This is a genomic window from Streptomyces sp. NBC_00353, assembly GCF_036108815.1.
In the GTDB taxonomy this organism is placed as follows: domain Bacteria; phylum Actinomycetota; class Actinomycetes; order Streptomycetales; family Streptomycetaceae; genus Streptomyces.
Genome location: NZ_CP107985.1, coordinates 46,886 through 61,172 on the forward strand (window position 1 = coordinate 46,886; position 14,287 = coordinate 61,172).

Genomic DNA, 14,287 nt, shown 5'->3' on the forward strand with positions numbered 1-14,287 from the left:
CTTCCGTCTCGGGAGCGCCGTCCAGCCAAGCAGCGGGCAACACCGCGCTGCAGGTTGTCGACACCACGGCCGCCCAGGACGGCAGGACCGGTACCGGCGGCACCGTGGTCGGCGCCGCCACACAAAAGCTCCCCCCGCAGTGGGTCCAGTTGTCCGCGGTGTCCTCGCCCCCGCTCGGCTCGCCCCATCTGATCAACATCAACCAGGCGGCGCTTTATCGCTTCGACAACGACACCGCGAGCCCGTCGCAGTCCGCCTGCAACGACGACTGTGCCGCGCAGTGGCCTCCTGTGACGATCAAGCAGGGCGGCAACGTCTATCTGGCAGGAGTGAGCCCCCAGCGGATAGGGGCAATCCAACGCCAGGACGGTCGGATCCGAATTGCGGTAGGTGGTTGGCCTGTCTATCGCTACTACGCCGGTGACACCAAGCCGGGCGATCTCAACGGCCAAGGCATCGGCGGAACATGGTTCGCCGTTGGGCCCAGCGGCAAGAAAGTCACACGCTGACGTGGTCGGCACGCACAAGCCTGCCCTCGCGCCCAGGTTCTTCTCGCTTGTTGTGTATCGTCCGGCCTCGAACACACGTGGCCGTCGCCCAGATGAATACCTCGCGCGCCAGGTGTTACCAGTGGGTGCGCAGGTTCACAGCCCAGGGCGACGCGGGGCTGCCCGACCGTTCCGGCGGGCCCCGGGCACCCCCGCTCCGCGCTCCGGCCACGATCGAGGCCGGGGTGTGTGTGAGCTGCGTCAGCGCCAGGATCGGACCGGTCAGGACCGGCCGAACCTGGGGCTGCCCGAACCGACGGTCCCCCGCGTCCTCGCCAGTCACGGCCTACCCCGGCTGGCCTGCGGCCGGTCCGCAGCTACGAGCGGATGAGGCCGGGCGGCTGGTCCACGTGACATTGCTACCGCCGCAATCGTCGGCTGCCGACGGCACCCGCCCTGATCTGCTGCTCGCGGACCGCTGTGCCGGACGGCAGGCCTCCTCCCGCCCGCAGGTTTCGCCCGGGGCCCCTGGAAGCTTGGCAGCAAACCGACATCCCGGTTGCCTTACAGATCCAAAACGACGCCTTCGGTGGGTTTGGAGCAGCAGATGAGGATGTTGCCTTCGGCTGGTGGTTCGACCGGATCCGGGGAGTACTCGACGGTGCCGGCCATCAGGGCGAGTTCGCAGGTGTGGCAGACGCCGGTGCGACACGACCACTGGACGGGGACGTCGCACGCTTCGGCGAGTTCCAGCAGGGAGTCCTGATTGTTGTTCCAGGGGACAGTGAGGCCACTGCGGGCGAAGGACACGGGAGGGCCGGTGCCGGCGGAGCCTGCGGGCTGGTGGGGCTCGGGTACGGTCGAGGAATCTTTCATTCCGGGGGTGAGGGAGGGCCCGGCGCCGAAGATCTCGGTGTGCACTCGGGACGGTTCCAGCCCAGCGTCGACGAGCGCGGTGGTGAAGCCGTTCATGAAGCCCACGGGCCCGCAAAGGTAGGCGTCGGCGTCGGTCGGCAGGCCGAGACCGAAGATGCGGTCGACCGAGGGCCGGCCAGCCTCTGTGTAGTCCACGCCCTGGCGGTCGGTGTCGTTCGGTTTGCTGTAGTAGATGGTCGATCGTGCGTTCGCGAGTTCTTCGATCAGGTCGTGGCTCTCCTGAGCGAAGGGATGCTCGGTACTGTCCCGGGCTGCGTGCAGCCACCACACCTGGCGCGGGGAGTGGTCGCGCGCAAGCGCGTGAAGCATGGCCAGCACGGGTGTCACCCCCACCCCGGCCGACAGCAGCACCACAGGGTTGTCGCCCTTGGACAGGCAGAACGTTCCGCGGGGCGCAGCGGCATCAAGGCTGGCGCCGACTCGGACGTGGGTGCGCAGCCGGTTGCTGGCCGCGCCGTGCGGTTCCACTTTCACGCTGATCCGGTACGTGCCCGCGCTGGGCTCGCCGGACAACGAGTAGCTGCGGATCAGAGGCGGCACGTTCCCCTCGAGCGGGACCTTCACAGTGAGGAACTGACCGGGCAAAGCAGCGGGCAGTGGTGAACCGTCGGCTGAGGCCAGGGACAGCGAGAACACACTCCGGCTCTCGGGCTGGATGTGTGTGACGGTCAGAGGGCGGAAGCCCGGCCAGCCGGGCGGCGGGGCGCCGGCCGCCGACGTGAGCCCGGCGCTGCCCGAGGAGCAGGCCGTGTCACCGTCGGCCTGGTCCAGGAGCGTGTGCATGGAGCCCTGCCATCCTGGGCTGAGTGCCGGAATGCGCAACGCCCGCTCGACCTGAGCGCGGGTGTGTCCCGGCAGGTAGAGCACCCCGTCGATCTCCTCGACGGTCATCTCCTCCGGGCCCGTGGAGACTTTGACGATCTCCTGCCCGGCTTCTACCTCGCCCTCCTTGATCACCCGCATGTAGAAGCCCGGGCGGCGATGGGACACCATCAGCGCTGCCATCTGTGGCTCCCCCATGCGTAGACCTACCCGGTAGCACGTCACGCGCGGCTGTGTGACCTCGAAGAGCGCGTCGCCGATGCGGTACCGGTCCCCAATGCAGACCTCGTTGTCCGCAAGGCCGTCCACGGTGAAATTCTCGCCGAACTCGCCTGGTTGCAGATTCTCGCGTCCCAACTCCTTCGCCCAGTATTGGTAGGAGTCGGTCTGGTACACCAGCACGGCTCGCTGCTCGCCGCCGTGTCCGCCCAGATCTCCCTGGCCGTCCCCGTCGATGTTGAGGCGCCGCACCATCCGCGCCCCGGTGACGGTCTGCTTGTACACGCCGGTGTGCACCGTCTTCCCGTGCCAGGGCACGTCGTGGGGCATTCCGACGTTCACTGCCATCAACGTAGCCACCACGTCACCTCTCATGCGGGGCCCTCCCCCGCCAGAGAGCTCGCGCCGTCACAGAATGGAAATCTCCGCGGGTGAAGGCGTCGGCGACACGGTCGGCGTCACCTTCACCGACTAGCCGGAAGACCTCCTTCCGGCATCCGTAGGTGCCGTCGGCACCTCAAGCGAGGACACGGCCGAGAAATCCGTGGATGTACCCGCTAATGGCATCCAGGTGTGTCTCCAGGGCAAAATGCCCGGCCGGCAGCAGATGGACTTCCGCGTCCGGCAGGTCGCGCGCGAACGCCCGCGCGCCGTCTGGCCCGAAAATCTCGTCCCTCTCGCCCCAAACCGCGAGCGTCGGCACCTGGCTGGTGCGGAAGTAATCCTGCAGCTGCGGATAGCCGTCGATGTTGGTCGGGTAGTTACGGAACAGCGCCAACTGCACCTCGTCGTTGCCGGGTCGATCCAGCAAGGCCTGGTCGTGAAGCCAGTTGTCCGGACTGACCAGGCTCCTGTCGGTGGCGCCGTTCTGGTACTGCCAACGGGTGGTTTCTGCGGAGAACTTGGCCCGTGCGCCCGGCTCGGTGTCGGGCCCGGGAGCGGAGGCATAGGCGAAAAGGTCGTCCCAGAAGGGCTTGGCGAAGCCCTCCATGTAGGCGTTGCCGCTCTGCGAGACGATTGCGGTGACCTCGTAGGAGGGGTTGAGAGCCAGCCGCCACCCGATGGGCGCACCGTAGTCGTGGACGTAGACCGCGAAGCGCTTGATGTCCAGGTGGTCGAGGAGTGCGGCGGTGATACGGGCGAGATTGTCAAAGGTGTAGTCGAATTCTTCGGCCCTGGGCATGGATGACTGGCCGTAGCCAATGTGATCAGTGGCGATCACGTGGTAGCGGTCGGCCAGTGCAGGGATGAGATGGCGGAACATGTGTGAACTGGTGGGAAATCCGTGCAGGAGCAGGATGACCGGTGCGTCGTTGGGGCCGGCCTCGCGGTAGAAGACCTCTTGGCCGTCAATAGTCGCTGTGTTGTGGTGCGTAGGGAGCACGTCGACCTCCGGGAGCGCCAGAGCGCGGAATCTGCGTCAAAAATCCGTCCGCAGGTGGCCCATTCGATACGGGTGGATGGGGCGGTCGTCACCGGAGGCGGGGACTCTTTCCCCTCAGCGTCCTGCCATTTTTCGGCAGGCCGGTGCACGACGCCACCATTTCAACGCTAGCCCCGACCCCCAGTACGAGCAACGCCGCAACGACCGGATAGCAGAGTGTGATCACCGAACTGCACAGATGTATTCTCGAATGTTTCTTCATCTGCGATCCGGCGTCGTTGGCACATCCGGGCGTCCGGGGCGCCTCATCGAAAAGCTTGCGGGTCTAAGGTGGCGTGCAGGGCTACGGCCGCACTCGAACAGGGCGGTTGGCGCGAGCGAGGGAAGACAGGGCAGATGGGAATATTTCCAGTCGTCGGTGCGTCGTCTCTAGCAAACCGGTCATCGCTAACAAACCGTTGAAACGACGGCAGGGGAAGATGAGTATGAGAGGGAGCCGATCTCACCTGGCCTCTTATCACGAAGGCGAGTTGGCAGCACAGGATCTTGCAGGTTTTCGTGAGAGTGCCGACCGCTTGCGGCCGATCATCGGCGAGTCCCTTCCGCAGGGCGCGGCAGGTTTCTTGGCCGAGCTCAGATTTCTCGTAGTCGGTGCTGCCTCTCCGGATGGGCAGGTATGGGCATCCGTTCTTTACGGAGAACCGGGTTTTCTGCACGTGCTCGGTTCCCGTGATGTGTACATCGGTGCCCGGCCTACACAGGTGGACCCACTGGCGGCGGTCCTGCAGCAGCCCACGCTTGTGGGCACTCTTGCTATCGACCTTCCGAACCGTCGACGGCTCCGGATCAACGGCAGGGTGACGCCCTCACAAGACGGGCTCCGACTGTCCGTGGACCAGGCGTACGGGAATTGCCCTAAGTACATCCAGCGCAGATCACCTCAGAAAACCGGTCCGGCTCGTTCGACGCGAATGGTGTCGGAAGGCAGCGAATTGACTGCGGAACAACGCCGGGTGATCGATACCGCAGACACCTTCTTCGTCGCCTCAACCTCCACTGCAGGAGACGCCGACGCTTCCCATCGGGGCGGTAACCCCGGCTTCGTCCGCAGTCTTTCCGCGGACCGGATCCAGTGGCCGGACTACGAGGGGAACACGATGCTGATGACCTTGGGAAACCTCACCGTCAATCCGGCAGCAGGTCTGGTGTTCATCGATTGGCAGCGCGGTGCGACCGTGCAGCTGACCGGTACGGCGACAGTCAACTGGAGTGCGCACGCCGCTGCCAGATTTCCCGGCGCGGAAAGAACGGTGGAATTCAGGGTGACCAAGGTCATCCAGATCGACCACTCTGAAGACGCCTTGAGCTGGTCGGCACCGCAGTACTCACGGTTCAACCCCCCGGTGGCCCCGGCTGCTTCGGACGGCTCTTAGCGCGTTTATGCTGCTCCGTCTCCCGAGTTTCTGTGCTGTGCGGGGCGACGCACGGCACCCGTGCCGGCGAAATCGCCTCTCCGGCGTTGCCCCTTCGCGATCAGGCATAGCGCTGAGTTCGGTACGTCTCCAACAGGCGAAGCCAAACTTCGCTGGCGGTGGGGTAGCTGGGCACGACGTGCCACAGCACGGAAAGCGGCACCCGGGCGACAATGGCCGTCGTGGCGGAGTGGACGAGATCCGCGACGCCCGATCCGACGAACGTCGCGCCCACCACCGTGTCGCTCACCCGATCGATGACGAGTTTGGCGCGCCCGAGGTAGTCCTCACGCATCACGTACGTACCGGCGAGGGCAGCCATGTCGTACTCGACCGTTGCCACGTCGAGTCCTGCCGTGCGGGCCTGCCGCTCGGTCATACCTGCTGATCCGACTTCCGGGTCGGTGAACGTCACCTGCGGGTTGCCGCGATGTCCGTCGGCAGCGCCCCACGCACCGCTCTGTGCATCGGCCGTCGGCCGCCCCGTGGCACGGGAGGCAATCACCTCACCAGCGACCCGCGCTTGGTACTTGCCCATGTGAGTCAACAGCGCACGTCCGCAGACATCACCCACCGCGTACAACCAATGCCCGCTCACCGCCTGCACAGCCTGCTCGTCGTCCACCTCCAGGAAGCCGTCGTCGGAGCATCCGACCGACGACAGGCCGATGTCCTGAGTGTTCGGCGTACGGCCGGTGGCAAGCACCAACTCGTCACCAACGAGCGTGCTGCCGTCGTCCAGCCAGGCGGTTACCTCTCCGCCATGTGGCAGCCCGACTCCCGTGTCGCGCGGGTCGTCGCGTCCCACCTTGGTGATCGACCTTCCGGGAAGCAGCCGCACCCCTGCATCCCTAAGCCGGTCACCGACCATACGTCCGGCAAACGGTTCCTCTCGCGGGAGTAGCTCAGACCGCCGGTACACGACGCTCAACTCGGCCACGCCCAGCGCCCGCAACCAGGTCGCCGCCTCGCACGCGACCACTCCACCGCCCAAGACGACGACACGGCGCGGCACCTCATGCAGGTTGGTGACATCGCGGGAGGTCCACGGGCGGGCCTTGCTCATGCCTGGGATCGGGGGCACGGCGGTGCAGGAGCCTGTGTCGATCACCACCGCGTGCCTGGCGGTGAGCACACGGGTACCGCCCGCTGTCATCTCCACCGCCACCGAGCGCTCCCCATCGAGCCGCCCGTACCCGCGTACAACGTCGATGCCGACGCCGAGTGCCCAGCCGATCTGCGAGGAGTCGTCGAGGCCGTTTACGACAGTGTCCCGGCGAGCCAGTACCGCCGGCACGTCCAACTGCTGTCCGGTCAACAGCGAGGACACACCGGGCACATGCTCTGCGTTTCCCAGTACGTCGGCGGGGCGCAGCAGAGCCTTGCTGGGCATACAGGCCCAGTACGAGCACTCGCCACCCAGCAGTTCCGCTTCCACCAGCACCGCGTCCAGACCTGAGAACTGCGTGGCGTATTGAGCCGCGTTCTCGCCCGCCGCGGCGCCGCCCAACACGATGACGTCCCACTCGGAGCGATCAGGATCCACACTTGCTGCCATAGTCGCGCCTTCCTATATGGATTGCGGAGAATCGGGACGCGTGGGCTCCTGTGAGGCCCGTCTGTGGCGGGAATACGTTGGCCATTGCGTGCATGGCTCCTAAGGTCTGTCCCGTAATCCCTGGCGATCAGCGCGCGGCACCGGATGCGGTGCGCCGCAAGGCGGAGGAGCGTCCCGTGCTAGGCGTATGCGGGCGTTCAACGCGGCGAGGTACCACACTTGTCGACGTGCGCCCACCAGGGGTTACTGGACAGCCCTCAGGAATGCCGAGGGGGACGGGAAACCCACCTCGTTTTGGTACTCGGTCGACAACTCCGGACGCTGTGGTGCACAGAAGATTTCCTTCCGCGGGACGCCATTTGGGGGCAACACTTACGGCTCGTTCGGGTGTCAAGCTCGATTGTGTCAACGCCCCATATGAGAAAGCGTACGCCTTCGGCCTGGTCCTAACCGCTTGAAGCCCGCGAGAGGGCCACTGCAGCTACCCACCCGTGGCATGCCATGCGAGGCCTGCCGGATCATGAAACCATCGTTGGCCGGCCCCGCACAGACAAGGAGCGAGCGAGAGCCCGGTCGGCACGCCGAGACGGCTGCGCAGAGCAACACGAGGGCCGGATACCGGCAGTCCCGCGCATCGCGGGGATCGGCGACCGGCATCAGGAAACGCCGCAGGTCAGCGACATCGCTTGCGGTGAGGGGATCGGTCGGGGAGCCCACTTGCTCCACCGCGCAAAGGATGGGCGATGGGCAGGCACGGTCTCGCTCGGTTCTCATGGCTCTCGACAACCACACGAGGCCGGCGAACCGGACCAATCTCAATCGCGCAATGTCCCTGGCGAAAGCGCGGCCATGCCGCCGATCACCACGCGGATCACCATGGACGACCAGCCCCGCAACCGCAGAACGTCCCCTGGCCGTAGAGGTGTTCGACGCCCCCTCGCCGCATCGCCCGGAGGCTGACCCCGGACGATCGAGGACGATCCGGGCCAGGCGGCTCCTCCTGGAGCGGGTCGCACCGGGTGCCTGGCCACGACGCCGGACGGCCAGTGAAGCGGGCCGTCCAGCGTTCTCGGGCCGCGCCACCGAGATGGTGGGCCGTAACCATGGGTGAGCCAGGGCTCGGTGAGGGACTCGTCGACGGCGCATAGGTGAGGACGCGTTCTTCCTGCAGCAGGGTGACTGACCTTAGGGAACAGCTCCTCTAGGTGATCGGTGACCGTCACGGTGGCCAGGTGTGGGGCGAATCGCCGGCACCTGGTTTGGCGTCCGCAGGAACGGTGCAGGTCAGAGGGGGCAGCGATGCCCGGCGGACGCTGCTGTTTTCCCTCAACTCTTTAGGACGGCTATGGCTCTTCAGGAGGGGGAGGATCACGGAACGGCAGCCTGCCCCTGAAGAGCCGGTCGGCCGCTCCATGAGGTTGGAGCGGCCGCCTACCACACTGGCTCCTTACCCCTTCGGGAAGATGGAGTCACCGGAGACGGTCCGGGTGGAGCCGCTCTTGAGGGTGAGGACGACCTTGCCGCTGGCGCTGCCCGTCGGCTCAGCGGACGGCCACCAGGCGGTGAACCGGTCGTTCTGGATGTTGGCCTCAATAGTGCGGCCGCCGTCATGCAGGGTCACGGCCTTGACATCGGATCCTACCGAGCCCACGAGGTAGTTGAAGCCGGTGCTCCCTTCGCCGTGGCCACCTGCCGAGTCCACCTCGATCGCATTGCTGGGGACCTTCTTGACCGGATCGATCACCGCGGTCATACCCTGTCCAGTCTTGTCGGTGAGGCAGTAGGAGATGGTCGTCCCGCCGGTAACGACCACAGAGGTGATCGAGCCGCGCACGTCCAGGTTGCTGTACGAGACCGGCTTGCCGGAGTAGTCGCTCCCCAGGGCCTTGACGCACCACTTCTCCGCGACGGTGGCCTCGGGCGAGGTAGCCGCCAGCTGACTCGGCGTGCCGGTCCAGCTCGCGAGTTCCACCGAGGACAGCGGGCCACTCGAGCCTGGCACACTCTGCGATGCCTGACTCACTACGACTACGGCCGCGGTGGCAGCGACAGCGCCAGCCGCCACCCAGATCAACGGGCGACGACGAGCCGGGGAAGCCGACTGCGTCGTGGAAGCGGCGCCATGCATCACGGTACGCAACAGATGTTCCTTACGGTTGTTTTCGGTTTCGGTCAGTTCACAGACGGGAGCAGCGTCCAGGGTGGCCAGCAACCGAGGGAGATTCTTCTCGCGATCGTTCACGTCTCTTCCTTCAGCGCGTCAAAGCCGGGGCGGCGGATGTGGTCTGGCTGGTCGGCCCGAACAGCTTGGCCAGGCGACGTTTGGAGCGGGAGAGCCGCATCGTGTAGGCCGCGCGTGAGCAGCCGAGCACAGTGGCCGCGGCCCGGTCCGTGAGGCCCTCCCACACATGGAGCGCCAGTACTTCCTGGTCGGCAGCCGACAGCCGCCGCCAGGCGGCTACGAGGTCTATCCGGTCCTCGGCCTCGATCATCCCGTCGTAGCTGTCGTCGCCGCCGTTCTCCATGACACGCACCGCGACAGCCGTCTGGCGACGCTGCCCGCGGTGGGCGTTAAGCATCGCTTTACGTGCGGTGCCGAAGAGCCACGGACGTGGGTCTTCGGGCAACTCGCTCCGACGACGCCACGCGGCGAGGAACGTTTCACCGACGATGTCATCCACGTTCATCGGGTGAGCACGCCGACGGACGAAGCGCAGTACGTCCTCATAGTGAGCGCGGTAGACATCGGTGAACTCGTCCTCGGTGTCGATGGTCATGGCTTCCTCTCGCTGCTTCCATCCCTACGTGTCCACCACCCGCGAAGGTGCAACGCGAGAATTCGAAGGAATTTGCGCCGGTCCTTAGCAGCTCGGAAGACGGAACTCGGTGCTGGACAAAAGAGTCGAAGCCCCCACCGCGGGTGTTCCCGCGGCGCGCCAGCGCATCAGTTCCTAGCGCTAGAGGCTCTTTAAGGAGCGCATGTGAGGGGCAAGGACCCCCCGTGCTGTCGACACACGGAGTGCGCGGGTGATGCGGAACGCGGCCGGTCGTCTCGCCGGGCCAAGTGTCAGCCCTCGCGATCCCTTGCACTTCGCGAACGCTGACCAGACTGCCCATCCAAAAGTACACTTTATGGACCATACGGTCAAGAACCTGCGTGCGACGCAGCGCACCGGGCCGCGTTGCCGGTTTTGGCCGCTGCTTGGACGCCGCCATCGAGCCCGGCGGCGACGTCCTCGACCGTCGGCGAGGGCATCAGCGGGGCCAAGACATCACCACGCCGGCTGAGGCTGCCCGTCCCAGCAGGAGGTACACGGTGGTGACCGCCGATGCCCTGTACACCCGGCGCGCACTACGTGGCCGTCGTGAAGATGAACCATCCGGGCCTGTACGCCCAGGTCAGGGCGCTTTCCTGGCGGGACATCCCGCTCGGGAACCGCACTCGCGGGCCAGCTCCAGTAGCGAAGGCCCCTTTCCTCGGTATAGCTCCGTGCCTCGCCGTCGGCCCTGGCGGGGCACGCTCCTGTGCCGTCAAGAAAGCCTCCCGCATATGGGCCGCGGTCTGCCCTACACCGGTGCTTAGCGGTAAGGGCAAGGACACATACGGAGACGGGGCCGCAGAAGTCGCGCCCCCGTCTCCATGGGGATGTGTTGTCGTAAGGTGCGTGGGCTACCTCACCCGGGGAAACCGGCGACTACTTCAGACCAAAGGCCCGGACCACGGTCTGACTGACGCTGTTGCCCTGGGTGTCCCCGGCGGTCACACGCAGCGTCGCGAAGCGGGCCTTGGACGGCGCCGCCAAGTGCGCCTTCCAGTCGCCGCCAAGGTGGCGCAGCGCCAGCTTGTGCCAGGTGGCGCCGTCGTCGTACGAGATCTGGAGCGCGACACTGCGGATCGTATGCGAGCTGGGACCGCCCGTCAGATGCGACGGCGTGACCTTCAGGTCGCCGTGACGTCTGGCCTTACCTGATAGATCCGTACTGACTCCGTAGTCCAGTTGAACGAGCGGCAGGTACGCGCCCTCGACCGCGGCGGTGGAAGAGGTGAACTTCCATTCCGTGTGCGAGCTGGTCGCGTACGGACTCATGCCAGCCCCGCGTGTGCTGTCCAGGACGAGCCGGTACGGGAGCCTGTCCGGCGCAACCTCCGCCTGGACATGGTCCACGCCCTCGCCGATCAGTGTCTTCCCCTGGTAGAGCTTTGTCGCCCAGGACACGTCTCCCTCCCACACGATTCCCAGGTGGCCACCGGAATCGCCCCAGGCGGGCATTCCGAAGGTGGCAATGATGTCGCCGAACCGTGACGGCGCGATGTTCACCTTGTTGTCGTTCAGCATGCGCGCGTGCTGAACGGGAGCGAACCAGGTCTCCTTGGTGGTGCTGCGCGGCGCGTAGGACCGTGCGGCACTGATTTCGGTGAGGTCCGGTGTGGCCGCCAGCTGGGTCCACTTGACGCCGGGCGAAGCGGTGACCCAGACCGTGTGAGTCCCCTGGGCCTGCTGCAGCGTCGCGGCGCCGCCGACCGCGAAGTCGAACCCCGGCGACAGGTCGTAGCGGACGTCCACCGCTTGACCCTGCTTGTAGTCACGGTATGACGTGTTGATCCGGGCGAGGCTGCCAGCGCCTGGCCGGTATGTGAGATCGGTGGGGATGGCTCCCTTGTGGTGCTGCACCAAGTCGTACAGGTAGTCGGCGTAGGGATGGGACGAGACGGACAGGCGTGTCCTACCGTGCCGGATCCGCTGGATGAGCTCCTCGCCCTCGTCCGCGGAGAGGGATGCGACGGGCAGCGCGGCGGCTTCCGGCAGGTCCCACCAGGCGTCGAGCCGACCGTAACCGTCATGCACGATGAGCAGCAGCTTGGCCCCGGCCTTAGCTGCGGCGATGGCCTGGTCGGGAGCGGTCACCGTGTCGTTCCTGCGAACGATCGCGATCTTGCCCCGTACCTGTACCTTCGCGAAGTCAGATGCCGCGCCCTTTCCGGCGTAGACCGTCGCGTAGTTGCCCGTGCCCTTGGCCATGCTGGGGGACATGCTCTGGACCTGCAGGTCCTCGAACGACTGCGACGAGGAGGCCACGGTCAGCGGCGGCTGCACCTGACGCCAGCGCGTGGCGAAGGTGTACGAACCCTGGGTGACCTTCGACGTGGGAGTTGCCCACAGGCTGTCGTAGACGGCCTCGATCTCGTAGCTGTCGGTGAACGGGTGCAGGGTGCTGTACGACCGGTACTGATCCACTCGCACCGAGCTCGTCGCGGTGAGCTTCGGGGTGACGGCCCTGACTCTGCGGAGAGCGGAGGCATTGAACGTGAGTGTCCGGTCGTTGTCGACGACGACCTGCGGTGCGCTGAGGACAGCGCGGCCCAGTGAGTGCGGGCCGTTGACCCCAGGTACATCCGCGTACATCCAGACCGAGTACGTGCTGGGTGCGAGGTTGAGGTTCAGGCTCCCGCTGTCGTCAACTTCGAAGACCTGGGGCACCGTGTCCCGGGCGATGTCTTTGACAATCAGCGTCCCCGGCAGCGCAGTGCCGTGCCAGCCCGTCCCCTTCACCGCGACGTTGACCCGTCGGCTCTGCTTGTTGCTACCGATCAGGGTGTGAGTACGCAGCACACCGTCAGGGCCGGAAGCATTGAGTATCCCGCTGTAGCCGACGTCGTCGGACGCGAGGTCCAGATGGGTCGTCACGGTTGCCGTGGCGGTGCCGTGTGCGGGAACGGTCACCTGGGAGGCCGAGAGAGAGAAGAGGCCCGGCGGTGAACCCGGCGTGCTGAGCGCCAGGTCCAGGGTGACAGGGTCGGCAGCGGTGTTGGTGTAGGTGACGTCCTTGGAAGCCACCTGGCCCTGCGTGTAGGGCCACTTAGCCGATGCGAAGGCGGAAGCTGACGCGACCACCGAGTCCTTGACGGCGGCCGCGATGTCCACCCGGCCGCTGCCGCCCATGTACGGGCTGAACTGCGGAGTCGACTTGGTTGTGCTGACCAGGGCATCCTTGAGCTGCTGCCCCGTCCAGTCGGGATGGGTCTGCGCCAACAGGGCAGCGGCACCGGCGACATGGGGCGTCGCCATAGAGGTGCCGCTCATGGTCTGGTAGCTTCCCTCGCCCTCGGAGGCATATTGGGAGCGGGCCGCAAGTACATCGACGCCGGGGCCGGTGAGCTCAGGCTTGAGCGCATGGTCGCCTTTGCGCGGGCCGCGGCTGGAGAAGACGGCCAGCCGGTCGGAGGCGTCCACCGCCCCCACCGTAAGGGCCGCGTCCGCGGCGCCTGGCGACGCCACGGTGGAAAAATCCGGCCCAGCGTTGCCGGCGGCGATGACGAACAGTGCACCGGTCTGGGCGCTGAGCTGGTTGACGGCCTGGCTCATCGGGTCGGTGCCGTCGCTGGGGCCCGATCCCAGGCTCATGCTGATGACCTTGGCGTGCTGATCCTGAGCAGCCCACTCCATTCCCGCCAAGATCCAGGAGTCCTGACCACTGCCATCGTTGTCGAGGACCTTGCCGATGTGGAGTTTGGCGCCGGGAGCGACGCCCTTCTCCTTGCCATCGGAGGCAGCACCGGTGCCAGCGATGGTCGACGCTACGTGTGTGCCGTGACCATGGCGGTCCGTCACATCCAGGCCAGGGACAAAGCTGGCGGACGCGGCGATCCTGCCTCCGAAGTCCGGGTGCGCTGCGTCGATGCCCGTGTCCAGGACCGCGACATCCACGCCCTGGCCCGTATCGCCACCCCGCCAGACCTGGGGCGCCCCGATCTGCGCGGTGGTGTCGGCGAGCGTGGCCTTGACCTTGCCGTCCAGCCAGATCTTCGCGATCCCGCCTGTCAACGCCGGTGCGGCGCTCTTGCTTCGGGCGTGCACGGACGCGGGTGCCGTGCCGGTCAGGGCGGACCAGAAGTCCGGCGCACGGCGGTGGTCGGCGGAGAGCGCGGCGCCCTGAATGCTGTCCAGGGTGCGAGTGCGGGTCGCCCCGGTGGGAACGGCTTGCTTGCGCGAACGGGTTGCCGCGTCGGTATAGGAGACGATCAGCGGCAGATGCTCGCTGTGTGCGTCGTCGTACCCGTCGGCCAGCAGTTCGGTGACATTGAAGAGGTGCTCGTCCAGCTGGCCGGAGGCGATGTACGGCATCGCGGCGTCGGGATAGACATAGGTGTCCTTCCCGACGCTCATGGTGTGAGCGCCCACCGGACCGCCGTTGGGGCCCCGCACGGTCGCGAGGACGTGGCCGTCGCCTGGGCTGGTCACCGTGACCTTGTCACCGGTGATGAGGGTGACAGTGCGGGGGGTGCCCGAGTGTGCGCCCGAGAGTCCGCGCGGGATCGCAGGCGCGGCCGCCGGCGCAGCGGCCGCCGACGTCGGAATGGCCGCCAGTACCGCGAGGGCAGCCCCCAAGGCTATCAGCCTGGGTCTGC

9 protein-coding genes are annotated in these 14,287 nt (G+C 66.5%); 3 read left to right on the forward strand and 6 right to left on the reverse strand.

Annotation, left to right across the window (positions count from 1 at the left end; all coding sequences use genetic code 11):
• The first annotated feature begins 104 nt into the window (after nt 1-104).
• Both OHA88_RS00160 and OHA88_RS44345 read left to right on the forward strand, forming a co-directional pair.
• Complete coding sequence (locus OHA88_RS00160) at nt 105-509, forward strand: COG4315 family predicted lipoprotein (protein WP_328623688.1); 405 nt, start codon at nt 105-107, stop codon at nt 507-509.
• A 92-nt stretch (nt 510-601) separates the two neighbouring features.
• On the forward strand, nt 602-1,099 hold the full coding sequence (locus OHA88_RS44345; protein WP_406340139.1) for a helix-turn-helix domain-containing protein: 498 nt from the start codon (nt 602-604) through the stop codon (nt 1,097-1,099).
• Here the strand turns inward: OHA88_RS44345 and OHA88_RS00165 are convergent.
• Both OHA88_RS00165 and OHA88_RS00170 read right to left on the reverse strand, forming a co-directional pair.
• Complete coding sequence (locus OHA88_RS00165) at nt 1,053-2,813, reverse strand: MOSC and FAD-binding oxidoreductase domain-containing protein (RefSeq protein ID WP_313934978.1); 1,761 nt, start codon at nt 2,811-2,813, stop codon at nt 1,053-1,055. The two genes, OHA88_RS44345 and OHA88_RS00165, sit on opposite strands and share 47 nt — an antisense overlap.
• Nucleotides 2,814-2,982: 169 nt before the next feature.
• Complete coding sequence (locus OHA88_RS00170; protein WP_328623689.1) at nt 2,983-3,849, reverse strand: alpha/beta fold hydrolase; 867 nt, start codon at nt 3,847-3,849, stop codon at nt 2,983-2,985.
• Nucleotides 3,850-4,379: 530 nt separating this feature from the next.
• Between OHA88_RS00170 and OHA88_RS00175 the strand changes: the two genes are divergently transcribed.
• Entirely contained in the window at nt 4,380-5,282 is a 903-nt protein-coding gene (locus OHA88_RS00175; RefSeq protein ID WP_313934980.1) for a pyridoxamine 5'-phosphate oxidase family protein, read from the forward strand.
• A gap of 100 nt (nt 5,283-5,382) precedes the next feature.
• Here OHA88_RS00175 and OHA88_RS00180 read toward each other — a convergent pair whose 3' ends face one another.
• From OHA88_RS00180 to OHA88_RS00195, 4 genes are all read right to left on the reverse strand, one after another.
• Nucleotides 5,383-6,879 (reverse strand): dihydrolipoyl dehydrogenase family protein, encoded by a 1,497-nt coding sequence (locus tag OHA88_RS00180; protein WP_313934981.1) that lies wholly within the window; start codon nt 6,877-6,879, stop codon nt 5,383-5,385.
• Between the two features lie 1,447 nt (nt 6,880-8,326).
• The gene (locus OHA88_RS00185) at nt 8,327-8,851 is read right to left on the reverse strand and encodes a hypothetical protein (protein WP_328623690.1); all 525 of its coding nucleotides are present in this window, start codon (nt 8,849-8,851) and stop codon (nt 8,327-8,329) included.
• 280 nt (nt 8,852-9,131) lie between these two features.
• On the reverse strand, nt 9,132-9,656 hold the full coding sequence (locus OHA88_RS00190) for an RNA polymerase sigma factor (protein WP_313934983.1): 525 nt from the start codon (nt 9,654-9,656) through the stop codon (nt 9,132-9,134).
• A gap of 918 nt (nt 9,657-10,574) precedes the next feature.
• On the reverse strand, nt 10,575-14,267 hold the full coding sequence (locus OHA88_RS00195) for a S8 family peptidase (RefSeq protein WP_328623691.1): 3,693 nt from the start codon (nt 14,265-14,267) through the stop codon (nt 10,575-10,577).
• Nucleotides 14,268-14,287 lie beyond the last annotated feature (20 nt).

Excerpts from the sequence above, each read along its gene's own strand:
- OHA88_RS44345 (WP_406340139.1), top strand. The coding sequence starts at position 602 with ATGAATACCTCGCGCGCCAGGTGTTACCAGTGGGTGCGCAGGTTCACA.
- OHA88_RS00165 (WP_313934978.1), bottom strand. The coding sequence starts at position 2,813 with ATGGCAGTGAACGTCGGAATGCCCCACGACGTGCCCTGGCACGGGAAG.
- OHA88_RS00180 (WP_313934981.1), bottom strand. The coding sequence starts at position 6,879 with ATGGCAGCAAGTGTGGATCCTGATCGCTCCGAGTGGGACGTCATCGTG.
- OHA88_RS00190 (WP_313934983.1), bottom strand. The coding sequence starts at position 9,656 with ATGACCATCGACACCGAGGACGAGTTCACCGATGTCTACCGCGCTCAC.